We start from the raw sequence: 21,526 nt of genomic DNA, 5'->3' as shown, positions 1-21,526 counted from the left end.
ATCAACGGAACGGGGGTGCCCATGATGCGGATCGCGGCCGGTGACGGCACCGAGGTGCTGGCGGCCAGTGACGGGACCGGGCCGGGGATCGTCGTCCTGCACGGCGGGATGAACGACGAGTCGGCGTGGCGCCGGGTGGCGGAGCGGCTGACCGGGCGGTTCCAGGTCGTACGGATGAGGCGCCGCCGGTATCGCGCGGACCTGACGCCGCCACCGGGCCTGGCCGCCGAGGTGGCCGACACGGTCGCGCTGGCGCGCTCGCTCGGGCGGCCGGTGCTGCTGGTCGGGCACTCGTCCGGTGCGGTGGTGGCGCTGGAGGCACTGCTGGCCGAGCCGGCGGCGTTCGCCGGGGCGGTGCTGTACGAGCCACCGGTGGTCACCGAGCAGCCGCTCGGCGGCGAGGCGATCCGCCGGGCGCAGGCGGCGCTGGCGGCGGGCAGCCCGCGGCGAGCGATCCAGATCTTCCTCCGGGACGTGGTGCGGCTCCCGCCGCGGACGGTCTGGCCGATCGCGGCGCTGCTGGCGATGGTGCCGCGGTGGCGGTGGATGATCCCCCGGCAGATCGACGACAACCTGGCCATCGACGCACTCGGCGACCGGCGGGCGGCCTATGCCGGGATCCGGGTCCCGGTCCTGCTGCTCGGCGGCGACCGCAGCCCGGGCCACCTGGCGGACCGGCTCGCCGCCCTGGAAGCGGCGATACCCGGCGCCGAGCGGACCACCATGCCCGGCCAGGGGCACGGCGCCAACCTCGCCGCCCCGGCGGAGGTGGCCCGCATCGTCGCCGGCTTCGCGGACCGTACGATCTCGCATTGATCTCGGTCAGCGGGGGAGGGAAAGCCATGCGCCGTTTCTGGGGTGCCGCCGCCGCTGCCGTGGTGCTGGCGGCGGGCGGGTGCTCCGGGGAGCCGGAGCCGTTCGAGCCCACCGACGTGGTGAAACTCGACGAGGGCACGATCGGCGGCGCCGGGTGGACGCTGGTCACGTTCCACGACGAGCAGCATGAGATCTGCCTGGAGCTGCGGGACGCCGGGATGCGGACCGACCCGGAGCTCAGCGGCGGCTGCGGGCCGTGGGACGACCGGCCCTCCGGGGGACGTTACCTGGACGGCAAGGGGCCGGGGCGGAGCGAGTTCGCGTACGGCCTGCTGACCGCACCGGCGGCCGCGGTGACCGCGACCGCGCCCGGGCACGACCCGGTGACCGTGGCGGCCAAGCCGATGCCGGCCGGCACCGGAGCGGCGAAGTTCTTCGTCATCACGTTTCCGGACCCGGGCGGCGCCTGGACGTACACCGCACAGGACGCCGCCGGCGCGCCGGTCCCGCTGGGCCCCGGCTGACCGTCAGGTACGGCCGTCGCGTTCCTGGGCCTGGCGCAGCGTCTTCTCGTGCGGGACCCAGTCGGCCAGGCGGACCGGGAAGCCGTCGCGTTTCAACCGGCGCACCACGTCCGGGTCGTCGTCGACGATCACCGCGATGGTCCGGTCCGCGGCCAGGCCGTGCAGGCGGTCGGCCTTGTAGTCCTTGGCCGGTCGCCGGTCGTGCTCCGGCCGCATCAGCAGCCGCCCGGCCGGCAGGCCGTGCCGGGCGAACCAGCGCTCGGTCACCGGCCGCAGGTGCTCGGGCCGCCCGGTGAGCCAGACCAGATCGTGGTCCCGGGCGAACTCGTGCACCAGCTCGACCCCGTCACTCAGCGCCGGGTCCCGGTCGGCGGCGGCGAAGAAGGCCGCCCAGTTCTTCCGCCCGTTCGCGATGTGCCGCAGCCGGTGCCGCACGTCGGCGACCACCCCGTCCACGTCGAACACGGCCAGCGACGCCTCAGACATCCACTCCCCATTCCGCTACCTGCACTAGATCATGCACCCCGGTAATGGCGTCGACACCGATCGGGTGCCCGGCCACGATGGGGCGCGTGGATGTCGACGGATTCGTGCGGGACGGCTACACCGTGGTGCGGGGCGCGTTCGACGCGGACACCGCGGCCGGCTGCCGGGAGATCATCTGGGCGCGGCTCGGTGAGCACGGGGTGCGCGCCGCGGACCGCGGCACCTGGCGACCCCCGCTGATCAGGATCAACACGCCCGAGGGCGAACCGTTCCGGCGCGCGGCGTCCTCGCCGGAGCTCGGCGCCGCCTACGACGAGCTGATCGGTCCCGGTCGCTGGGCCGCGCATCCCCACGTCGGTGGCACCATCCCGGTCCGGTTCCCGTCCGAGGAGTATCCGGGCGAGGTCGGCTGGCACATCGAGGGTTCCTGGTGGGGCGGCAGCGAGTACTGGGCCAACGTCCACTCGAAGGCCCGCGGCCTGCTCGCCCTCTTCCTCTTCTCCGACGTCGGCCCGGACGACGCCCCGACCCGGCTGATCCTCGGTTCGCACCGCTACGCCGCCGCGGCCCTGGCCACCCGCGGCGAGCCCGGCATGCCGGGCGGCGACGTACCGTCCCTGCTCCGCCCGTCCACCTTCTGCCGCACCACGGCCGAGGCGACCGGCGCGGCCGGCGACGTCTACCTGTGCCACCCGTTCATCGTGCACACCGCGACCTGGCCGCACCGCGGCGCCGAACCCCGGATGATGGCCCAGCCCGCGGTTCTCACCGAGGGGTTCGCCATCGACGGCTCCGATCCGTCCCCGGTCGCCCGCGCGATCGTCGACGGCCTCGCCGACACCAGCCAGCTCCGCACCGCCGGCTGACCGCTGTCACCGCTTGACCGCGGTGACCACCCGCGCCGGCGGGTACATCGCGAAACTGCGGCCCGACCGCCGCACCTCGGCCAGCCCGGCGTCCCGGGCATCGGCCGCGTACTCCGCGGTCCTGCTGAAATCGATCAGCAGCAGCCGTCCGCCGGGCCGCAGCACGCGCTGCACCTCCTCCATGGTCCGGCGGCGGGCCGCCCGGTCGGCGATGTTGTGGATCGCCAGCGAGCCGGTGACCAGGTCGAAGGACTCGTCCGGGAACGGCAGGTCGCTCATGTCGCCGTCGACCAGGGTCACCCGGCCGGTCACGCCGAGGCGTGCGGCGTTGGCCAGGCAGTTCGCCCGGCTGGTGCCGCCCTGGTCACCGGCCCGCCACAGGTCGATGCCGGTCGCGGTGCCGTGCGGCGCCCGCACGGCCGCGCCGAGCAGCATCAGGCCGCGGCCCGGTCCGAGGTCGAGCACGTCCGCGTCGTCGGCGAGCCGCTCGCGGTCCAGCAGCCGATCCCGCAGCCGGATCTTGCCGATCCGGGACGAGAGGACCATGGCGGTCGCGGTCAGGGCCCCGGTCGCCAGCCAGAGCACGCCGAGCGCGGTCAGCGGCCAGAACGAGACGCTCACCCCGAGCACGGCGACCAGGGCGCCGGCCACGGCGAGCCCCGCGAACCCATAGACCACCGGCGGCGCGTCCAACCCGTAGTCCGGCCGTCCCTCCACGTTGTCCATCGCGATCACCACCATCCTCGCTGCCGCGGCGCCGCCCGCAGGTTTCCGGTTCCTTTTCCGGTACGACGAGGGGCCCCGTGGCAGTCGGCTCGCGAGGCCCGGCCCCCGCACGACCGCACCGCGACTCGTGCGGGTCCGCCGACCCGCACGGTAGTCCCGGCCGTCGACCAACCGTTCCCACCAGCGAACCCGCACGACACGCGCCACGGTCCGGACCGGTCGCGGCCTCGCGAGCCGGTCGCCAGGTGCTCCGGGTCGTACCGGAAAATGACGATCCGCATCCCCGGCGAACCTCGCCCGTCCTCGCGGCCCGGCGACCCGCGCGAAGCGGCGGACCTCGCGGTCACCCGCGGTTCTGTGGTCAGGAGTGGTTTTCGCGCAGGGGGCGGACGGCGGCCGGGACCGGGGCGCCGGCCGGGGCGTAGGCGGCGGTGAAGCTGCCGTAATAGCCGAACAGCGGGCCGAAGCGGCGGTTGGTGACCGTGACCTGGATGCGGAAGCGGTCCGATTTCTCGTCCCACCACTCGTGGACCTCGGCGTCGCCGGTGATCGCTCGCGGACAGGGGAGGCCGCCGCGGAACGTCTGTGCGCCGCTGCGGAGGTGCAGGCCGCCGCTGCTGTCGACGGAGACGTCCAGGTCGACGGCGATGTGCTGGGTGGTGCCCAGGTAATCGATGATCACGTCCCGCCCCGGGTGGTAGACCATCGTGGCGTCGAAGCGGCGGCGGCGGTGCGGGCGGACCTGGAAGGTGCGGACGAAGGTGAGCGTCGGGCGGTCGTAGGTGTCGCGGTAGGCGTAGTTCTCGATGGTGAACGGGATGCCGGTGCCGGTCTCCGGGAACAGCACGTGCCGCAGCGTGCCGAGGTGCAGGAACGGCGCGGTGAACCCGGGGCCGCGCCAGACCCGGTTCATCACGCCGGTGCCGACGCAGCCCTGGTCGCGCTCGCCGTCGACGCCGAACCGGCGTTGCAGCCGCGGGTGCAGGCGACCGAAGTCGTCACCGAGAGCTTGTTCGAAGACCGAGGTCACGACGGTTTTCCTTTCCTGGCCGCCGGCGGCACCGGCGGGCCGCGGGGGTGAGCGGGTGTGGCGGAATTGCGAGCGCGAGTGCCGTCGCGAGCAGCACGGCCGGCGGGCCGCCGCCGGAGGCCGACGCGACGGCGATCAGCGAGGCGCGGAGCAGCAGCTCGGCCACGGCGTGCCGGCGGGCCCGCTCCGGGGTGACGCCGTGCTCCAGCCAGATCCGCAGCCGGTCGAACGACCAGGCGGTGGCCCAGCCGAACGCCGGCCCGAAGACCAGGTCGGCCAGCCGGCCGGCGGAGCCCCACCGGGTGCGGTAGGCATAACCGGTCAGGAAGCGGACACCGCCGGGAACCGGAACGTACCGCCAATAGCCGGAACCCTCCCGGATCGGCGAACGCCGGTCGGCGGAGCCGAACCGCAGCGTGGACACCGCGCCGCCGCCATGCCGGTGCCGCTCACCGCTGTGCACGCCGTGACCGGCGATCCCCGCCGTGGCGTAGGTGAAGGTGGCCGGGACGCTGCCCGGCACCGGGTCGATGCGGCCGAAGCGGGCGTCCCAGCGGGGATGCAGGCGGTGGTCCTGCGTCGCGTGCCAGACACGATCCAGCGTGGTGGCGATGGTCGTCTCGACATAGATCCTGGCCACCGCACCTCCCTCCGAGTTGAGCGACTGCTCAAACCTAGCAGTTTTGAGCGATTGCTCAAGAGGCTGGATCGAGGACAGAAGGCTGCCGATCTCGCGCGGGGAGCGCCGAGAGTCGGGGGATGGCGCAGCTTCCCGGGTTCTCGACGACCTGGCCGCTGCCGGGCGGGCACTACTTCGGTCCGCTCGGCGGTCCGGCGCAGGCGCACGGCGGCACCACGGCGGACGAGAAGGTGTGGGTCAGGGAGATTCAGCGGCAGCTGATCCGGAAGGGGTACGTGCCGGGGGTGACCGACCCGGGTGCGTCCTGGGCGGACGGGCTGTTCGGCAAGCTGACGGCCGACGCGGTGACCGCGTTCCAGCGGGCCGAGATGCCCGGCGCCGCGTCCTTCGGGGAGATCCGGGCCGACGACTTCGCCAAACTCTTCAAGGCGGCCACGCTGGCGCCCGGCGGCGGGTTCGTCTTCGGGTGGGACGCGTCCGACTTCGACTACGGGCGGGGGATGCGCACCGGGCATGTCGGGGCGGCCTACGGCGAGGGGATCCGCTTCTTCACGCACAAGGTCAGCGAGTGGGGTCCCGGCGGCCGGACGGTGCACAAACGCTGCGGGGACATGCTGAAGGCGGCGCGCGACGCGGGGATGGTGTGGTTCGGCGCGTACGTGGTGGCCCGGTCCGGGCGGCCGGTCGCCGACCAGGCCGAGTTCGCCATCGACACGCTCAACGCGCAGGCGTCCGGGCTGATCGGGCACGACCGGTTCCGCTGGCAGGTGGACACCGAGATCTGGAAGGACTCCAAGGGCGTCGTCTACGACCACGTCAGCCCGAAGACCGGGGCGGCGCTGCTGGCCGAGCTGAACCGGCGGACCGGGAAACCGGTCGGGTTCCACTACGCGCCGAAGTGGGCGTACGGGGACAGCATCCCGGGCACCGACCCGCTCTGGGCGTCCGACTACCGCGGATCCGGGGCGCCGGCGCACTGGCGTACCGAGTGGCAGCGCACCCAGCAGGGGAAGCATCCCGGGTGGGGGGCGTACAGCGGGCGTACCCCGGCCATCCTCCAGTTCTCCTCGGACGCGGTGATCGGCGGACAGCACACCTGCGACGGCAACGCCTTCCGCGGCAGCGAGGCAGACCTCGCCACCCTGATCGGCTGACCCCGGCGGGCAGCGCCACGGCCGAACCCTGCGGCACGAGCCGGGTGCGGCGGGCGTCGCACCTCGGCCGCCGACCCGGAAGGCCTCAACGCGCCGGAGGTGCCCAGGCCTCTCCGGCCCGCTGTGCGTCCCTGCGGAGCTGCCGGCGAACCGCAACCGTGCAGACGAAGGTCGTCACCGACTCGATGACGGTCAGCATGATGGCCATGAGATTGCCCGGGCCGTCGATGCCGAAGCCGACGGCGATCATGAACACGAAGACGGGCAGGTTGAGAAGCCGGATCCAGGCCAGTCCCCAAGCGAGATCGCCGGCGCCCCGGGCGGCCCGGCCCACGAGGCTTGCCCGCAAGCTCAGCCCGAGCGTGACGACCCCGACCGCGGAACTGACCGCCCACAGGTTGAACGGCGCCACCTCGGCGGTCCGCATGAACCCGTCCTGCTGGTCGTACAGGAACAGGAAGCCGATGACGGCGACCGCGGCGTCGTAGCAGAGCAGTACGACGAGGCCGGCACGGGTCAACGGGTGCGAAGGGCGAGTCCTCGATAATTCGGTCATCGCGGTCGGGTCTCCTGTCCTCTCGTCATCGAAGGGGCGGCCCGCCGGTCGCGGTCGGCGGCCAGCCGCCCCCGAAAACCGTGTCCTCACCGAGCTTCTGACGCAGTTTCGTGGTCCTCGAGTCGACCGACGACTTGAGGATCATGATGGCCACATTCAGCGCCACGGCCGCGGTCGCCGCGGTGCCGAGCGCGATGAAGACGCCGACGGGAATGCCGATCACGGTCGACGAGGTGGAGATCGCGCCGGCGATCCCGGCGATCAGGGGCACGATCATGACGATCAGCGCGGTCCAGAAGACGACGAGATCGTTGGCGATGCCGTCGAGCGCGTCGGTGATGCTGTCGGTCAGCGTCGTCTTGATCTGCGTCAGGGCATCCTTCTGCGCCGGGAGCAGCGCACGGTAGGCGGTTGCGGCGTCACCGTCCCAGTTGTCGTCGACACTCAGGCGTCCGGCATCGACCGTCGGCACCTCGCCGCTGACCGGGCCGCCGACCCGCTCGGTCCAGGCGGCCGCCAGATCCCTGAGCCTCGACGGCGAACCGGGATTGACGGCGACCTCTCGCCAGAACCTCCACCAGTCCGCCATCTCGTCGCAGAATCGCTGCCAGCCGGAGGTGGCCTGCATCCGCATAGGTGGCGGCAGGAACGGCAGCCCTCGCTCGACAGCCTGATGCAACAGCCGGGTCTTCTCTTCGATCTGGTCCACCAGCCGCAGGATCTTCCCGATCAGTTCGGCCTCCATGGTGGCCAGTGCCGCGTCACTCATGGACCTCCCACACTCCCTCCAGTTCCTGACCCGGATTCGGACGACCGGCAGACGGTCAGGCGCCTGCCAGCCGCATGCACTGGCGGCGCACGGCGCCCGCGCAGACCAGCGTCGTGGCGGCCTCGGCGATGGCCACGACGACGACGAAGCCACCGCTCAGGCCGTTGAGGCCGAAACTCGCGGCGATGCTCACCGCGACGACGGGCAGGGCGATGAGCCGCAGCCACGCCACCCCCCAGGCGATGTCACTCATGCCTCGACCGGCCCGGCCGGCGAAGCTCGCGACCAGTGCCAGCGCCACCGTCACCACGCCGATCGCGGCGCTGACCCCCCACATCTCGAGTGCGCCGGTGTCGGGAGTCGTCCCGGAACCGTGCCGCTGCTCGTTCAGGACCTGCAAGCCGATGGCGGCGATGGCGAGGTTGCTGAGCAGCAGCAGGACCAGCCAGGCACGGGTCAGGAGTCGCGGGTGGCGGATCGTCGGCGCTCCGGTCATCACGATCGGTTCTCCAATGCTGTCGTCATCGCAGGGGCGGGCCACCGGTGGCGGTCGGCGGCCACTGACCTCCACCGAAGGCCGTGTCCTCACCGAGTTTCTGGCGCAACTTCGAACTGGCGGACTCCGACGAGGACTTGAGCATCGCGATGGCGATGTTCATCCCGATCGACGCGGTGATCACGGCACCGAGCACGGCCACGACGGCGGCCGGGATGCCGATGATGGTTCCGGAGGCGCCGATGGCGCCGATGAGCCCGCCGACCAGGGGCACACACGTGGCGATCATCGTGCCCCAGAAGACCCGGATGGCGTCCGCGATGCTGTTGAGCGAATCCCCGATGGCATCGGTGAGGGTCGCCTTGATCTGGGTGAGCGCGTCCTTCTGCGCCGGAAGCAAGTCGCGATAGGCCTTGGCGGCGTCGCCGTCCCAGTTGTCGTCGACGGTCAACTGCCCGGCGTCCACGGCTTGCACCTGACTGCTCACCGGGCTGCCGACTCGATCGGACCAGGTGTAGGCGATCGTCTTGAGCTGCGACGGCGAGCCCATGTTCGCGAAGACATCGCGCCAGAAGTTCCAGTAGTTCGTCATCTCGTCGCAGAACTCCTGCCACGCGCCGGTGGCCTGCATCCGCATCGGCGGCGGCAAGAACGGCAAGCCGCGCGCGACCGCCGCGTGCAACCGCTGCGTCTTCTCTTCGATCTGGTCCACCAGGTGGAGGACCTTTCCGATCAGCTCGGCCTCCATGGTGGCCAGGGCGGCGTCACTCATGGACGTCCCACACCCCTTTCAACTGCTCGGCCGCGTCCTCGTCGTTGCGTTCGTAAAGGTCGGCGACTCGGTGCAGGGTCACGCAGAGGTCGAGGGTCTTCTCCCCGGCCTGCGCCAGCAACCGCGCGGTCTTCTCCTGGATCTCCTGATAGGTCGCGAGGAACGGGGTCCGGGCGACCATCTCGGAGACCTCGTGCGCGGTCAGCCCGAGCCCGCTCGCCTCGTCCGCCGCCAGTTTCGTCACGTGTGAGACGCGTTCCCAGGTGTCCGCGTCGTGTCGCAGGGCGTCGAGCGCCACCCGTAATGTCATCTGCCCGTGCCTCCCCGCTCACCGCAACCGCAGCCGGGTGGCCAGCTCGAACGGATCCTGGACGGCCCGTTGTGCCGCACCCAGCCGGCTCTCGGCGATCACGGTGTCCACGCTGTCCCGGGCAGCCAGGGCATACGCCGCCTGGAACGCCGCGACCGTCTGCCGGCCGATGTTCGCCTCGTGCGCCTCGGCCAGCCAGCGGCTGTGGTAACGCACCTCGCTCACCTCGCCGCCCCCGGTGACCGTCACGGTCACGTCCCGGCGCGGGCTGTGCCCGGTGTAGTTGTTCGACCGCGCCGCCGTCACCCTGTCGAGCGCCTGGTCGAGCCCCTGCTCGACGTCCTCCAGGATCGCCAGGAGTTCGCTCAGCGCCACCCGGCTGTCGTCCGAGCTCATCCGCCGCGTCGCCAGCCGACTCAGCTCCCGGGCGAAGTCGCCGCTGCCAAAGCCGGAGCCGGAGCCCGAGGCCAAGGCCGAGCCGTGACCGGAGACCGCACCCCCGCCGCCCCCGGCCGGCTGCGCGCCGTCGGCGAACGTCGCACCCCAAGCCGCAAACCGCGCCATCCCTGCCGCCCGCACCGCCTCCACCACGGCATCCCCCAGCGCCGAGGCCGCGACCCGCTCCCGCCAGCGCTGCGTCACCCGTACCGAAGCCACCCGCCCGTTCCCGTCGAGCCTGACCAGCACCGCCCCGCTGTCGTCCTCGCCCTGGCCGCTCAGTTCGGCGCTGCGCATGGCCGCCGCGGCCCGGGCCGCGAGCGGCTCGAAGTCGTTGCTCATGGACACTCCCGCCCATCGGTGAGTTCGCCGGTCTTCGATAACAACACCTGGCCGGACCGAAAGGTTCATCGACCAGCTTGATCACCTTGGGGCGCGTCGCTGCGGTCCGGATGCGGCGCGGTGTCCCCTCCTCGCCGCCTATGACCGTTTTTGATTCCTAGCCTGGCGGTATACCATCCGGCGCACGCTCGATCGACGATTGACTCCGCGTCACCAGCGCGGCGATCGTGCCGGGGGCGATACGGGGGACGTGGCGGAGGTTCGACGGGCATGAGCACGGACGCGGGAACATCCGACCGGGTCGCGCCCGCGGTCCTGCTGCCGCTGGTCGAGGCGAAGACGTCCCGCCCGCAGACGGTCCGTGCCGGCGTCGCCCGCCAGCGGCTGCACGACCTGCTGGACGCCGCGATCGGCAAGCCGGTGACGCTGGTCTGCGCCGGCGCCGGGTGGGGCAAGACCACTGTGGTGTCCGGGTGGGCCCAGCGGCATCACGCCCCGGTCGCCTGGTTGAGCGTCGACCGGCACGACAACGATCCCCAGGTCTTCTGGGCCTACCTGCTGGCGGCGCTGCGGGTGGCCGGCGTCGTCCCGGCGGGCAACCCGCTCGCCGACCTCGGGGCGGTCCCGGCCGATCCGCGAGAGCGTGGCCGGCTGTTCGCCGCCGGACTGGCCCGGCTGGCGGCCGGCACCGTGCTGGTGATCGACGACGTCCAGGAGATCGACGACGCGGACGTGCTGCGCGAGCTGACCGATCTGCTGCGCCACCCGCCGGCGTTGCGGCTGCTGCTGATCGGCCGGTCCGAGCCGCCGCTGCGCCTGCACCGGCTGCGTGCCGCCGGGCAGCTCGCCGAGATCCGGGCCGAGCAGCTGGCGTTCGGGCACGACGAGGCGGCCGAGATCGTCGGGCGGCACGGGCTGTCGCTGTCCGCCGAGGAGATGACCACCCTGGTGGACCGCACCGAGGGGTGGGCCGCCGGGCTCCAGCTGGCGGCCGGCTTCCTGGCCGCGCACGACGGCGCCCGCACCATCACCGAGTTCGCCGGCAATGTGCGAGGCGTGGACGACTACCTGACCGAGGAGGTGCTGGCCGACCGCACCCGGCGGCAGCGGCGGTTCCTGTTGCAGACCAGCATCTGCGAGAACGTCTGCGCCGGCCTGGCCGACGCGATCACCCAGCGGACCGACGGGCAGCGGATCCTCGAGGAGCTGGAGCACGACAACGACTTCGTGGTCCGGCTCGGCGCCAAGCCGCTCTGGTTCCGCTATCACCAGCTGCTGCGCGACGTGCTCGGGCACCGGTTGCGGGTGGAGACCCCCGGTGTGGTGCCGGACCTGCACCGCCGCGCGGCCCGCTGGCACGCCGCGAACAACTCGGTGCTGGAGGCGCTCGCCCACGCGGTCTCCGCGCGGGACTGGGCCTTCGTCGGACGCCTGGTCGTCACCCAGGCCGCGCCGCTGATCGTGTCGGCGCACCGCGCGGCGCTCGTGAAGATCCTCCGCGGCGTGCCGGCCGAGCAGCTGACCACCACTCCCGAGCTGATGTTCTGCGCGGCCCTGCTGCTGTTCCACGCCGGCGACTACGACGGCATCCCGGCCCGCCTCTACGCCGTCCGGGAGCTGTCGCACGACCGGCCGGACAGCGTCCGCGAACCGGTCGAGATCATGTCGCGCACCCTGCAACTGGCCGCCGACCGGGCTCGCGGCGACATGCCCGCCCTGCTGGCCGGTGCGAGCCTGCTGCTCGACCTGCTCGGCGGGGCCAAGGCCGTGCCGGTCTCCGCGATCGCGCAGAACCGGGCGATCGCCCTGGGCAACCGCGGCCTGGCCCTGCTCTGGCTGGGCCGGACCGAGGAGGCCGAACGGGAGCTGTGGGCCGGGTCCTCCGCCGCGCGCGTCGCCGGGGTCGAATTGACCGAGATCAACGCGTCCGGGCACCTGGCGCTGCTCAAGGTGATGTCCGGGTCGGTGCACGAGGCCGCCACGCTGGCCACCAGCGCCGTCGACCTGGCCGAGCAGCGCGGCTGGCGCTACGCGTTGCAGACCGTGCCCGCATACTTCGCTCTGGCCCTGGTCCGGCTGGAGCGGCACGACCTGGACGGCGCCCGGCAGGCGGTGCAGGACGGGCTGCGCGGTCACCACAGCGACCCGGAGGCGGCGCAGCACCTCATCGGCCTCGGCGTGCAGGCCCGGCTTGCGGCCGCCCGCGGCAACCTCGGCGCCGCCCGGAAACTGTGCGACGAGGCCCGCGTGGCGCGTACCGCGCGGATGCGGATGCCGGCCGTCGACGACTGGCTGGCCCGGATCGAGGCCGCCGTCGACCTGGCGGCGGGCGCCGATCCGGGCGGCGCCGACCCGCTTCTGCTGGCCCGGGCCGCCTACCTCAAGGGCGACTTCCGGCAGGCCCAGCGCTTGCTCGCCGAGGTGGGCACCGCCGAGCAGGACACGGTGGGCCGGGTCGAGGCCGGCATCCTGGCGGCGCTGCTGGCCGACGTGCGCGGGCAGTCGGTGCAGGCCGCCGACCTGCTCGCCGACGCGGTCTCGGTTGCTGCCGGGGAGGGGATCCGCCGACCGTTCCTGATCATGGATGACCCGCGGCTCGACGCGCTCCTACACCGGATGCGGCTGCTCGCCCCGCTGGTCGCGGACTTCGTCGGCGAGCTGCGCCCGAGCCGGGCCCGGCACCCGGTGGAGAGCCTGAGCGAGCGGGAGACCGAGGTGCTGCGCTACCTCGCGACGATGCTCACGGCCGCCGAGATCGCCGCCGACCTCGGTGTCTCGGTGAACACGGTGAAGGCACACATGCGGGCCGTCTATCGCAAACTGGGCGCCTCGCGGCGCACCGAGGCGGTCACCCTGGCCCAGGACCGCGGCCTCCTCTGACCGATCACAATCAAGATCAAGACCCGCTTTGCGTACGCCGCGGGAGCGCGTGCTCCGGGCGTACTCAAATCGGGTTTTTCCGGTCAGTAACTCATAAACCGTCCTGTGCGCCCAGGTACGCCAGGACGGCCATCACCCGGCGGTTGTCGTCGGTCGACGGCGGGAGCTGCAACTTCGCCAGGATGCTGTTGATGTTCTTGGCGACCGCCTTCTCGGTCACGAACATCGCGGCCGCGATCGCCGCGTTCGACCGGCCCTGCGCCACCAGCCCCAGCGTCTCCAGCTCCCGCGCGGTCAGCGAGGCGAGCCGGTCGCTGCGCCCGACCATCCCGGACACCACGTCCTCGTCCATCACGGTGCCGCCGCCGGCGACCGTGCGCAGCGCCGCGATGAACTGCTCGCCGTCGAAGACCCGGTCCTTGAGCAGGTAACCCACGCCGCCGGCCCCGTCGGCGAGCAGTTCGGTGGCGTAGAGCTGCTCGACGTACTGGGAGAGCAGCAACACCGGGAGACCGGGCCGGGCCCGGCGCGCCTCCAGTGCCGCCTGGAGGCCCTCGTCGGTGAAGCCGGGCGGCAGCCGGATGTCGACCAGCGCGACGTCGAACTCCTCGGCCGCCAGCGCCGCGCGCAGCGCCGGCCCGTCGGTCACCGCCCGCACGACCTGGTGGCCGTGTGCCTCCAGCAGCTTGACCAGGCCCTCCCGGAGCAGGAATTGGTCCTCCGCGAGAATCAGGCGCACGCGATGACCCTAGTCGATTGTGGTCCCAGTACCACTGACCCGGCGGCGTCCGGTTGGCATGCTTCGGACATGCTCAATGACTTGGTGCGCGGGCTGAAGCTCGCCGGACTGGCCCTGGTGGACTCGCTGTTGCTGGTCTGGATCAACTTCTGCGTGAGCGTGCTGACCATCGGCATCGGGGTGCCCCTGCTGCCGAAGGCGCTCGACGCGGCCCGGGCGCGGACCGCGCGGCAGCGGCAGCTGGCCCGGGAGTGGACCGGCGTCACCGTGGAGGAGCAGTACCTGCCGATCCCGGCCGGGCAGCCCGGCTTCATCGGCCACGTCCAGCGGGGCTGGGCCATGCTCGGCGACACGGCCACCTGGCGCGACCTGCGCTGGCTGCTGCTGAACCCGGTGGTCGGCTCGTTCCTCGGCCTGCTGCCGGTGCTCATGGTGATCGAGGGGCTGTTCGGTCTCACCGCGCCGTTCACCTGGCGGATCGTGGTGCAGGACTGGGGCTGGGAGAACAGCTGGTTCCTGTTCGTCCCGCTGGTCGACCAGGTCACCGCGAACCTGGCCGCGGTGGTCGCCGGCGCCGAGATCGCCGCCGGGTTGTACCTGAGCCGGGTGTTCCTGCGGCTGCACGGCAACTGGGTCGGTGCCATGCTCGACGGGCGCAGCCGCGCCGAGCTCACCCAGCAGGTGCGGCACCTCACCGACAGCCGCTCCGACGCGGTCAGCCAGCAGGCCGCCGAGATCCAGCGGATCGAGCGGGACCTGCACGACGGCGCCCAGGCCCGGCTGGTCTCGATGGGGATGACCCTGGCGGCCGCCGAGACGCTGATGAAACGCGACCCGGAGCAGGCGCTGGCGCTGGTCACCGAGGCCAAGAACAGCTCCGCGAACGCCCTGCGCGAACTGCGCGAACTGGTCCGCGGCATCCACCCGCCGGTGCTCGCCGACCGCGGCCTGGTCGACGCGGTCCGGGCGCTCGCGCTGACCCTGCCGCTGCACGTCGACGTCACCGCGGACGTACCGGGCCGGGTGTCGCCGCCGGTCGAGTCGGCCGTCTACTTCGTCGTCTCCGAGCTGCTCGGCAACGTGGTCAAGCACGCGCGGGCCACGCACGCGAGCGTCGACCTGCGCTACACCGACGGCAGGCTGCGGGTCACCGTGCACGACGACGGGGTGGGCGGCGCCGACCCGAGCCGGGGCACCGGGCTGACCGGGATCGAGCGGCGGCTGTCGCCGTTCGACGGGTTCGTCACGGTGTTCAGCCCGGCCGGTGGCACCACCGACGTCGCGATCGAGGTGCCCAGCGACCTCGTCACGATCGGCTGAGAGCCTGATACGTCGGGGATCCGACCGCGTGAAGAGGTTTTGCGGACGGACGTGCAGCCCCACCATGAAGAACGTGAATTTCGATCGAGTACGGGCGGAGTCCAGTGCCGTGGCGCTGGCCGAGGGACGCAAGCGGATCGCGCTCGCCGTCACCTCCGTGGCGCACGACTGGTCACCGGCCCAGCAGGAGATGCTGGCGCTGGTCGAGGAGCAGCCCGAGGACATCCTCGCAGTGATCGACCGGCTCAAGGCCGTACAGAAAGTTCTGGATCTTCTTCCACCGAGCCCGGGCACCAACCGGGTCGCGGCCTTCAACACCCTCTACCTGACCATCACCGAACAGGTGGCCGAGAGCCTGCGCAGCCCGGACTGCGTCGACCCGGAGTGGCTCGAGGTCCTCGACGTCGAGTTCGCCCGGTTGTATTTCAAGGCGCTCGGCGCCTGGGGCGTCCCCGGCAAGGACCCGGCCGACGCCTGGGAGGTCCTGTTCCGCCGCGCCTACGACGACAAGGTGACCGTGATGGACGCCGCGGTCCTCGGCGTCAACGCGCACATCAACCACGACCTGGCCCTGGCCCTGCTGGCCACCTGGGACCGCCTCGGCTACCCCGGCGACGGCCCGCAACACCCGGACTACCTGCTGGTCAACAAGATCTTTTACCAGCAGATCCCGCTGCTGCGCCGGCGCTTCGCCACCGCCTGGCAGCTCCAGATCGACAAATGCGTCGGCGACCTGGACGACTGGAGCCAGCGCATCCTGGTCCGCACCACCCGGGCCATGGCCTGGGAACAGGCCGAAACCTTGTGGGCCCTCCGCGACGACCCGAAGGATTACGACCACGCCCTGCGCGTCATGGACCGTGCCTCGGCCTGCGCCGGCGAGGCCCTGCTCAAGGGCACCAGCCTGCTCCAGGTCCTCTGGCTGACGGCCACCGCCTGGGCCACCCGCCTCTGGCGTCGCCTCACCGGCCGCCCGACGAAGCCCTGACCACCCGGGCGGGATCGCCGCCCGGTTCGGTTCGCCACCCTCGAGGCCGCTACGGCAGGCCCGCGATGCCGGCGCCGCGATGCCGTCTGGTCGCGTCGCCACCGTAGCGTTGCGACAACCTGACATGCCGCTATCCGGAGCCGATCTAGCGTGGCCGGATCGAACCGGCGGCGAATGGGTGCGCTTCGTGTCTGACGACGTTCTTGCGGTCTGGTCCTCCTCGAGCCCCAACGGGTCCCGCAACTTCGAATACGGCATCAGAACCCGGACTTGGGGATTCAAGAGTTTCGAGCCTGACTACCGCAGTTCCGTTCGTTGGGTCTTGTTCGGCTATTCGCACAGCAGCGGTGGACCGAGGCAGCCGGCCGCCGATTGGCAGAGTGGCGTCGCCGACATCCTTCTCTGCGAAGTCAGCGGTGATTTCTACACCGGTCATGCCCCGCATTGGCCGGACGAGATCGAAGATAACAAGATCATTTATCCGTGCCGGATCGGGATCACCGTCATCGGCGCTGCCACTGGCGTGAGTACCAGCGCCAACGGGCCACTCGGACTGGCCGGAAGTGAGGCCTTGCGCCTTTCCGGCACCGGTAACCGTGGCGTGTACTGCCGGGTGGACCTCAGTGACCTTCGCCAGGTGTTGGACGCACCTGTCACGTCGAGCGGAGTTGTCGATCTCAGCCGTACCGCTGGTGACGTGATTCCGGAACGGCCGAACCGTCGAAGCCAAGGGCAGGGCCGGTCCCAGGACGCCGCACTCAACAAAGCGCTCGAGGACCACGCCGTCGCGATGGCGATCGAGCATTACCGCGGTCTCGGCTGGGACGAGATCCGGACCCTCGGCAAACCCTATGACCTGGTGTGTACCAAAGTCACCGGCGAGGAGAAGCACGTCGAGGTGAAGGGCACGACCGGTGCCGGCGGGGACGTCAACTACACGCCGAACGAGGTCCAGCATTTCCGCAGCTGTCCGTTCGGAGCGGACCTGGTGGTGGTTCGCGACATCCAGGTGGATCGCTCCGTCTTCCCGCATGCCACCAGCGGTGGCGAGTTGCTTCACGTCGAGAACTACCAGGCGCCCCCCGAGGACCTGAAAGCTACCGGTTGGACCGGGAGAGTCAGCGGCTGGCACTGAGCTGTCTCTCCCGGATACCGGCCCCCCGAGCTGCTGGGGAACCGGATCGGCGGCATGCGAGCGGACTGTCAGCGGTGGGGGCGGTCTCGGCGGACGGTGGGGCGGCGGCCTCGGATGGTGCTGTGGCTCAGGGCCCGGATGACCCGGTCGGCGTCCGCCTCCGGGACCTCGACCAGCGAGAAACGGTCGGTGATCTGGATGGCGCCGATGTCGCGGGCGGGCAGGCCCGCCTCGCCGGCGATCGCGCCGACCAGGTCCTGCGGGCGCAGGCCCGCGCGCCGGCCCAGGCCGACGAAGACCCTGGTCACGGCGCTGTCGGCGGAGCGGCCGCGGCCCGGGCCGCGGTCGTTGTAGCGGTCGGCGCCGGGGCCGTTGCGGCGGGCGGCGCGGTTGTCGAACTCGCGTTCGCGCTGGGGTGCGATCGACGGGATCTCCGGCTCGTCGACGTCGCCGCCGTTCGCCTCGTGCAGCAGGTTCAGGCAGGCGAGGGCGACCTGCTCCAGGTCGGCCTCGTCGGTGAGGGAGGCCAGGACTGACCGGAAACGGTCCAGGTCGTCGGCGTCCAGACCTTCCACGACGGTGGTGCGGACCATCTCGAGGCGCCGGGCCCGCAGGTCGGTCACGGTGGGGAGCTTTTCCAGTACGATCCGCTGACCGGTCAACCGCTCGATGGCTTTGAGCATGCGCTGCTCGCGCGGCTCGGCCAGGGTGATGGCGGCGCCGGTGCGCCCGGCGCGGCCGACCCGGCCGATGCGGTGCACGTAGGCTTCCGGGGCCGACGGCACGTTGAAGTTGATCACGTGGGTCAGCTGTTCCACGTCCAGGCCGCGGGCGGCCACGTCGGTGGCGACCAGCAGCTCGGTGGTGCCGGCCCGGAGACGGCCCATCACCCGGTCACGCTGGTCCTGGCTCAGGCCGCCGTGCAGGGCCTCGGCGCGGAAGCCCCGGCCGTTCAGGCTCTCGGTGACCTCTTCCACCTCTTCGCGGGTCCGGCAGAAGACGATCGCGGCGGTCGGCGCCTCGACGTCGAGCACCCGGCCGAGAGCGGCGGCCTTGTGCGCGCGGGCGACCAGGTAGGCGCTCTGCCGCACGGTCGGCAGCGCGTCGGCCGTGGCGGTGTCCCGCCCCATCCGGATCCGCTGCGGGTCACGCAGGTGCCGCCGGGCGATCGCGTCGATCCGGGGCGGCATGGTGGCCGAGAACAGCACGGTCTGCCGCTCCTCGGGCGTCTCGGCCAGGATCGCCTCGATATCCTCGGCGAAGCCCATGTCGAGCATCTCGTCGGCCTCGTCCAGCACCACGGTCCGGATGGCGTCGAGCCGCAGCGTCTCCCGCTCGATGTGATCGAGAATCCGCCCCGGCGTGCCGACGACGACGTCCACCCCGCGCCGCAGCACCTGCAACTGCCGGTGGATCGGCTGCCCGCCGTAGACCGGAAGCACCCGGACGTTCAGCTCCCGCCCGTACCGATGCACGGCCTGCGACACCTGCTCGGCCAGCTCCCGAGTCGGCACGAGCACCAGCGCGACGGGGTCATCGGAGGTGCCGGTGGTCAGACGCTGCAACAGCGGGAGGGCGAACGCGGCCGTCTTGCCGGTGCCGGTCGCTGCCTGGCCCACCAGATCGTGCCCGGCGACGAGTGGGCCGATGGCCTCACGCTGGATGGGAGTGGGCTCCTCGTAACCGAGATCGGCTAGGGCACGCAGCAGTTCGGGACGCAGCCCCAGCTCAGCGAAGCCTGCATCGGTGCTGGTAGTGGGGTCTTCGTCCATGTGGGCAGGATACGGAGTGTGCCTGCTGATCCGCACATCGGGCGATTCACGCCACATCCCGGTGGGGGCGGGGCTGCGGGTGTCGGCGGTTCCTATGAGAGACCGTGCACGTCCCACCAGTCGGCCTGCTTGTGCTTGGTGACCACCCCGTCGATCCGGGTAAGCAGCAGCCAGTTCCCGTTCAGGTCCAAAGAGACGTCCTCGGCTCCTGAATCCAGCACACGCTCGACTACACCAACCATTGCCCGTAGGGAAGGACCTAAACTGGCCTTCTTGTTCATATGAAAGGTGAACCGCACGAATGCGGATGGCTTCCACTCCCACATGCCGTTGTCGGCTTCGGCTTCCAGATAGCCATCCCGCCCGGCATAGGCGGTGACACCGAAGCCGTATTTTTCGTTCAGGTCTGTGAGAAGAAGTGGTGGCGTGCCGCTCATGTGCTCGTCTGGATCGGGGAAGGCCCTATTGGCAAGATCCTCGACAGGGTTTCGGGTGGCTACTATCAGCCGATACTCGATCGCCATGTATTCGCTCTCACGTTTCATCCGGATGAGGGATGATCTGTATGATTTGATCATCAGGGGTGATCATCTTTACCTCTTTGATCTTAGGGAGGGGCCAGTCCCGGAATTGTCGCCATATCATCGACATGTCACCTTTCCAGTATTTGAGGTCCATCACGACGCGCTGCGTCTGCCCGTCCTCTCCTTTGTCTCTCACCTCACTCCATGCGTTGCGCGCGTTTGTGGCCGGATTCGGCGAATAGCAGTCGAATACTCGGCCTTCAAGTATGTAGTCGGGATCTTTCATCGGGCTGCCAAGATCCCCGTGTGCTTGGCGTGCTTGAGCTATCTCGGCCTTGCTGGGATTCTGCTGGATCCGGTAACCGTTTGCGGCCAGGAGCGAGGCAGCCTCGTTTTCGCGTCCAATTGATCGGCGGCCCTCCTCGTTCTGGTCGCGATCGATTTCGGTGCGCGGGCCGGTCGGAGTGCCGCCCTTCGTGCCGGTCGGTTGGGTGATGAGGGGATTGGCTGCCTGATGCGGGTCGGTGATGGGTTGTTTACCGCCGGAGCGGCCGCCCCGGCTGATCTGTTGCGCGTTCGAGTGACCTGCCGACACGTTACGGGCTTCGGGTCCGCCGCTCTGATGGTGGCGTCCGCCGCGCGGTGAATTGTTCTCACCTTCAGGTCTCTTCGACCGAGACATGAGTTACCCGTGAATGAGGTGGGAGAGGTTGGTGAGGCTGGTGGTGAGGGCGGTGGTGTAGCCGGCTATCCGGGCGGCCCACTTGGCGACCGCCAGGACGATCTGGGTGGCGACCACCGGGAGGGTGACCACGGCCATGGCCTCGAGCGCCCAGACGATCACCCGGGCCACCAGGTCGGCGATCAGATCGCGGACCAGGTCTCGGGTGAAGCGCACCAGGTTTCCCGCGGCCTCGGTGGCGGCCGACATGGCGGAGGCCGTGCCGCTCAGGATGCCCAGAGCCGCGACGTTGTGCGACATCATCGACGAGTACGCCTCCGCCGCGGTGCCCTGCCAGTCCGGGAGGTCGGCCGCCAGCGAGTGACGCAGGCCGGTGGCCGCGTCGTTCAGGGAGCCGGCGATGTTCTCCCAGGTGGCGGCGTGGGCGCTGACCTGCTGCGGCGCGCCGGTCAGTTCGTCGAGCAGGTGCCGGAGGGGCTCGAAGTACTCCATCGCCCATCCGAGACCGTTCGCCAGCAGGGAGCCGAAGGGATCGATGGCGACGGAGCCCACGCTGAGGCCGGTGGTGGCTCCGGTCAGCGCGCTGTCCACCCAGTCGCCGCCTCGGATGGTGGTGACGAGGTCGGCCATGTCCCCGATCACCGTGGCGCCGATCGCCGCGTCCGGCGCCTCCGGAGCGGCGATGAGCGATGTCATGCCGGCCCGCCCGCGTTGCGGATGGTGGTGGCGGATCGGTGGTCGGTCGTCTCGTAGTCCGTGGCGGTGGACTCCAGGTCGTGGATCAGGAAGTCGAGGTTTTCGGCGACGTAGTCGGTCAACTCCGCCTGGCGCCGGTGCCGCGCGGCCAGGATCGCCGGGAGCCAGCTGCACAGCCTCCCGAACGCCGCGTGGTCCTCGGTGATCGCGGCACTCGCCGCTCGGACGGCGTCGAAACGATCCTGGAAGCCCCGCAGGGTGCCGGCGTGCCGGCGGAGCTGGGCAGCGTCGACGAGCACCCGGCCCGGGGCTGTCACGGCTGCTCAGGGGTGCCGGTCACCATGGCGCGGATGGCGGCCGAGTCGGCGCCGACGGTGTCCGTGATGACGGCGACGGCCCGGTCGGTGGCCTGGCGGCGCGCCTCCGCGAGGGTGCTCAGCACGGTCCGGGACAGGGTGTCGGGGGCGAGGTGCGGCACGCGGGCGCTGAAGCGCAGGTCCATCAGCATGCCCTGCGCGTCCACGGTGACCTCGACCAGGTGGCGAGGATCGCTCAGGGTGAGCCGTAGCGCGGCCAGCCGGGCGCTCATCGCGCGCGTCCGGGTGACCAGTCTGTCGATGTCGTGCTGCCAGGCGGCGATGCGGTCCAGCGCCATGCCCGGCTCCAGCAGGGGTTCCACGTTCGAGGCCATGCGAAGCTCCCTCATCGCGGGTGTCCGCGAAGAATCGGCGGGCACCCGCGACGGTCGCGGGTGCCCGTGCGGGTGGTCCGAAGGGTCTTGGCTGGCCGGCCGGGTTCGACGCTAGGCGATCGCCCGGCACGTCGCGACAACGAAATTTATGCCTGTGGATAACTACGGAGAGTC

25 protein-coding genes are annotated in these 21,526 nt (G+C 71.1%); 8 read left to right on the top strand and 17 right to left on the bottom strand.

What is annotated here, in order from left to right:
* Nucleotides 1–21 precede the first annotated feature (21 nt).
* Together Aiant_RS08680 and Aiant_RS08675 are read left to right on the top strand one after the other, a co-directional pair.
* On the top strand, nt 22–816 hold the full coding sequence (locus Aiant_RS08680; protein WP_189332524.1) for an alpha/beta fold hydrolase: 795 nt from the start codon (nt 22–24) through the stop codon (nt 814–816).
* Nucleotides 817–842: 26 nt separating this feature from the next.
* A complete protein-coding gene (locus Aiant_RS08675) occupies nt 843–1,340 on the top strand; it encodes a hypothetical protein (RefSeq protein WP_189332525.1) in 498 nt (165 codons plus the stop codon).
* 3 nt (nt 1,341–1,343) lie between these two features.
* Here Aiant_RS08675 and Aiant_RS08670 read toward each other — a convergent pair whose 3' ends face one another.
* Nucleotides 1,344–1,826 (bottom strand): phosphatase domain-containing protein, encoded by a 483-nt coding sequence (locus tag Aiant_RS08670; protein WP_189332526.1) that lies wholly within the window; start codon nt 1,824–1,826, stop codon nt 1,344–1,346.
* Between the two features lie 86 nt (nt 1,827–1,912).
* On the opposite strand from Aiant_RS08670, the gene Aiant_RS08665 reads away from it, so the two are divergent.
* Nucleotides 1,913–2,692, top strand: coding sequence for a phytanoyl-CoA dioxygenase family protein (locus tag Aiant_RS08665; RefSeq protein WP_212847008.1), 780 nt, complete (start codon nt 1,913–1,915; stop codon nt 2,690–2,692).
* 6 nt (nt 2,693–2,698) lie between these two features.
* Here Aiant_RS08665 and Aiant_RS08660 read toward each other — a convergent pair whose 3' ends face one another.
* The 3 genes from Aiant_RS08660 to Aiant_RS08650 form a co-directional block, all read right to left on the bottom strand.
* Entirely contained in the window at nt 2,699–3,418 is a 720-nt protein-coding gene (locus Aiant_RS08660; protein ID WP_189332528.1) for a class I SAM-dependent methyltransferase, read from the bottom strand.
* Between the two features lie 361 nt (nt 3,419–3,779).
* Entirely contained in the window at nt 3,780–4,448 is a 669-nt protein-coding gene (locus Aiant_RS08655; protein WP_189332529.1) for a DUF4166 domain-containing protein, read from the bottom strand.
* Complete coding sequence (locus Aiant_RS08650; RefSeq protein ID WP_189332530.1) at nt 4,417–5,088, bottom strand: hypothetical protein; 672 nt, start codon at nt 5,086–5,088, stop codon at nt 4,417–4,419. The genes Aiant_RS08655 and Aiant_RS08650 overlap by 32 nt, the downstream gene beginning before the upstream one ends.
* A 119-nt stretch (nt 5,089–5,207) precedes the next feature.
* Here Aiant_RS08650 and Aiant_RS08645 point away from each other — a divergent pair, with 119 nt between their 5' ends.
* Nucleotides 5,208–6,242: a peptidoglycan-binding protein gene (locus tag Aiant_RS08645; protein ID WP_189332531.1), complete on the top strand. Its 1,035-nt coding sequence runs from the start codon at nt 5,208–5,210 to the stop codon at nt 6,240–6,242.
* Between the two features lie 85 nt (nt 6,243–6,327).
* Here Aiant_RS08645 and Aiant_RS08640 read toward each other — a convergent pair whose 3' ends face one another.
* The 6 genes from Aiant_RS08640 to Aiant_RS08615 all read right to left on the bottom strand — a co-directional run bounded on the left by Aiant_RS08640 (nt 6,328) and on the right by Aiant_RS08615 (nt 9,925).
* Nucleotides 6,328–6,762 (bottom strand): hypothetical protein, encoded by a 435-nt coding sequence (locus Aiant_RS08640; RefSeq protein WP_189332532.1) that lies wholly within the window; start codon nt 6,760–6,762, stop codon nt 6,328–6,330.
* 61 nt (nt 6,763–6,823) lie between these two features.
* Nucleotides 6,824–7,567, bottom strand: coding sequence for a WXG100 family type VII secretion target (locus Aiant_RS08635; RefSeq protein WP_189332533.1), 744 nt, complete (start codon nt 7,565–7,567; stop codon nt 6,824–6,826).
* Nucleotides 7,568–7,622: 55 nt separating this feature from the next.
* A complete protein-coding gene (locus Aiant_RS08630; RefSeq protein ID WP_189332534.1) occupies nt 7,623–8,063 on the bottom strand; it encodes a hypothetical protein in 441 nt (146 codons plus the stop codon).
* A gap of 25 nt (nt 8,064–8,088) precedes the next feature.
* Complete coding sequence (locus tag Aiant_RS08625; protein ID WP_189332535.1) at nt 8,089–8,835, bottom strand: WXG100 family type VII secretion target; 747 nt, start codon at nt 8,833–8,835, stop codon at nt 8,089–8,091.
* The gene (locus tag Aiant_RS08620; protein ID WP_189332536.1) at nt 8,828–9,145 is read right to left on the bottom strand and encodes a hypothetical protein; all 318 of its coding nucleotides are present in this window, start codon (nt 9,143–9,145) and stop codon (nt 8,828–8,830) included. The genes Aiant_RS08625 and Aiant_RS08620 overlap by 8 nt, the downstream gene beginning before the upstream one ends.
* Nucleotides 9,146–9,163: 18 nt before the next feature.
* A complete protein-coding gene (locus Aiant_RS08615) occupies nt 9,164–9,925 on the bottom strand; it encodes a hypothetical protein (RefSeq protein WP_189332537.1) in 762 nt (253 codons plus the stop codon).
* Nucleotides 9,926–10,195: 270 nt separating this feature from the next.
* Here Aiant_RS08615 and Aiant_RS08610 point away from each other — a divergent pair, with 270 nt between their 5' ends.
* Entirely contained in the window at nt 10,196–12,805 is a 2,610-nt protein-coding gene (locus Aiant_RS08610; protein WP_189332538.1) for a winged helix-turn-helix domain-containing protein, read from the top strand.
* 91 nt (nt 12,806–12,896) lie between these two features.
* Here Aiant_RS08610 and Aiant_RS08605 read toward each other — a convergent pair whose 3' ends face one another.
* Complete coding sequence (locus Aiant_RS08605) at nt 12,897–13,544, bottom strand: response regulator transcription factor (protein ID WP_189332539.1); 648 nt, start codon at nt 13,542–13,544, stop codon at nt 12,897–12,899.
* A 69-nt stretch (nt 13,545–13,613) separates the two neighbouring features.
* Between Aiant_RS08605 and Aiant_RS08600 the strand changes: the two genes are divergently transcribed.
* The 3 genes from Aiant_RS08600 (at nt 13,614) to Aiant_RS08590 (ending at nt 16,987) form a co-directional block, all read left to right on the top strand.
* Entirely contained in the window at nt 13,614–14,864 is a 1,251-nt protein-coding gene (locus Aiant_RS08600; protein WP_189332540.1) for a sensor histidine kinase, read from the top strand.
* 73 nt (nt 14,865–14,937) lie between these two features.
* Nucleotides 14,938–15,852 carry a DUF5995 family protein gene (locus Aiant_RS08595; RefSeq protein WP_189332541.1) on the top strand — a complete coding sequence of 305 codons (915 nt, stop codon included), beginning with the start codon at nt 14,938–14,940 and terminating at the stop codon, nt 15,850–15,852.
* 187 nt (nt 15,853–16,039) lie between these two features.
* Nucleotides 16,040–16,987, top strand: a complete 948-nt coding sequence (locus Aiant_RS08590; protein WP_189332542.1) for a protein NO VEIN domain-containing protein — start codon at nt 16,040–16,042, stop codon at nt 16,985–16,987.
* 68 nt (nt 16,988–17,055) lie between these two features.
* Here Aiant_RS08590 and Aiant_RS08585 read toward each other — a convergent pair whose 3' ends face one another.
* The 6 genes from Aiant_RS08585 to Aiant_RS08560 form a co-directional block, all read right to left on the bottom strand.
* Nucleotides 17,056–18,759, bottom strand: coding sequence for a DEAD/DEAH box helicase (locus tag Aiant_RS08585; protein ID WP_189332543.1), 1,704 nt, complete (start codon nt 18,757–18,759; stop codon nt 17,056–17,058).
* Nucleotides 18,760–18,851: 92 nt separating this feature from the next.
* On the bottom strand, nt 18,852–19,304 hold the full coding sequence (locus Aiant_RS08580; RefSeq protein ID WP_189332544.1) for a SitI3 family protein: 453 nt from the start codon (nt 19,302–19,304) through the stop codon (nt 18,852–18,854).
* Complete coding sequence (locus Aiant_RS46845) at nt 19,294–19,965, bottom strand: CdiA C-terminal domain-containing protein (protein ID WP_189332545.1); 672 nt, start codon at nt 19,963–19,965, stop codon at nt 19,294–19,296. Before Aiant_RS46845 ends, Aiant_RS08580 begins: the two co-directional genes overlap by 11 nt.
* 3 nt (nt 19,966–19,968) lie before the next feature.
* Entirely contained in the window at nt 19,969–20,661 is a 693-nt protein-coding gene (locus Aiant_RS08570; RefSeq protein WP_189332546.1) for a WXG100 family type VII secretion target, read from the bottom strand.
* A complete protein-coding gene (locus tag Aiant_RS08565) occupies nt 20,658–20,978 on the bottom strand; it encodes a type VII secretion target (protein ID WP_189332547.1) in 321 nt (106 codons plus the stop codon). The genes Aiant_RS08570 and Aiant_RS08565 overlap by 4 nt, the downstream gene beginning before the upstream one ends.
* Nucleotides 20,975–21,352 (bottom strand): YbaB/EbfC family nucleoid-associated protein, encoded by a 378-nt coding sequence (locus Aiant_RS08560; RefSeq protein WP_189332548.1) that lies wholly within the window; start codon nt 21,350–21,352, stop codon nt 20,975–20,977. Before Aiant_RS08560 ends, Aiant_RS08565 begins: the two co-directional genes overlap by 4 nt.
* Nucleotides 21,353–21,526: the final 174 nt, after the last annotated feature.

The sequence above is a fragment of the Actinoplanes ianthinogenes genome (assembly GCF_018324205.1).
GTDB lineage: Bacteria > Actinomycetota > Actinomycetes > Mycobacteriales > Micromonosporaceae > Actinoplanes > Actinoplanes ianthinogenes.
This window is presented reverse-complemented; position numbering and strand designations above follow the sequence as displayed.

What these genes read in the sequence shown, in the direction of transcription:
- Aiant_RS08585 (WP_189332543.1), bottom strand. Translation starts at nt 18,759, where the DNA reads ATGGACGAAGACCCCACTACCAGCACCGATGCAGGCTTCGCTGAGCTG.
- Aiant_RS08600 (WP_189332540.1), top strand. Translation starts at nt 13,614, where the DNA reads ATGCTCAATGACTTGGTGCGCGGGCTGAAGCTCGCCGGACTGGCCCTG.
- Aiant_RS08660 (WP_189332528.1), bottom strand. Translation starts at nt 3,418, where the DNA reads ATGGACAACGTGGAGGGACGGCCGGACTACGGGTTGGACGCGCCGCCG.
- Aiant_RS08630 (WP_189332534.1), bottom strand. Translation starts at nt 8,063, where the DNA reads ATGACCGGAGCGCCGACGATCCGCCACCCGCGACTCCTGACCCGTGCC.
- Aiant_RS08635 (WP_189332533.1), bottom strand. Translation starts at nt 7,567, where the DNA reads ATGAGTGACGCGGCACTGGCCACCATGGAGGCCGAACTGATCGGGAAG.
- Aiant_RS08645 (WP_189332531.1), top strand. Translation starts at nt 5,208, where the DNA reads ATGGCGCAGCTTCCCGGGTTCTCGACGACCTGGCCGCTGCCGGGCGGG.
- Aiant_RS08620 (WP_189332536.1), bottom strand. Translation starts at nt 9,145, where the DNA reads ATGACATTACGGGTGGCGCTCGACGCCCTGCGACACGACGCGGACACC.
- Aiant_RS46845 (WP_189332545.1), bottom strand. Translation starts at nt 19,965, where the DNA reads ATGTCTCGGTCGAAGAGACCTGAAGGTGAGAACAATTCACCGCGCGGC.
- Aiant_RS08680 (WP_189332524.1), top strand. Translation starts at nt 22, where the DNA reads ATGATGCGGATCGCGGCCGGTGACGGCACCGAGGTGCTGGCGGCCAGT.
- Aiant_RS08610 (WP_189332538.1), top strand. Translation starts at nt 10,196, where the DNA reads ATGAGCACGGACGCGGGAACATCCGACCGGGTCGCGCCCGCGGTCCTG.
- Aiant_RS08625 (WP_189332535.1), bottom strand. Translation starts at nt 8,835, where the DNA reads ATGAGTGACGCCGCCCTGGCCACCATGGAGGCCGAGCTGATCGGAAAG.
- Aiant_RS08670 (WP_189332526.1), bottom strand. Translation starts at nt 1,826, where the DNA reads ATGTCTGAGGCGTCGCTGGCCGTGTTCGACGTGGACGGGGTGGTCGCC.
- Aiant_RS08580 (WP_189332544.1), bottom strand. Translation starts at nt 19,304, where the DNA reads ATGAAACGTGAGAGCGAATACATGGCGATCGAGTATCGGCTGATAGTA.
- Aiant_RS08615 (WP_189332537.1), bottom strand. Translation starts at nt 9,925, where the DNA reads ATGAGCAACGACTTCGAGCCGCTCGCGGCCCGGGCCGCGGCGGCCATG.
- Aiant_RS08560 (WP_189332548.1), bottom strand. Translation starts at nt 21,352, where the DNA reads ATGGCCTCGAACGTGGAACCCCTGCTGGAGCCGGGCATGGCGCTGGAC.
- Aiant_RS08675 (WP_189332525.1), top strand. Translation starts at nt 843, where the DNA reads ATGCGCCGTTTCTGGGGTGCCGCCGCCGCTGCCGTGGTGCTGGCGGCG.
- Aiant_RS08570 (WP_189332546.1), bottom strand. Translation starts at nt 20,661, where the DNA reads ATGACATCGCTCATCGCCGCTCCGGAGGCGCCGGACGCGGCGATCGGC.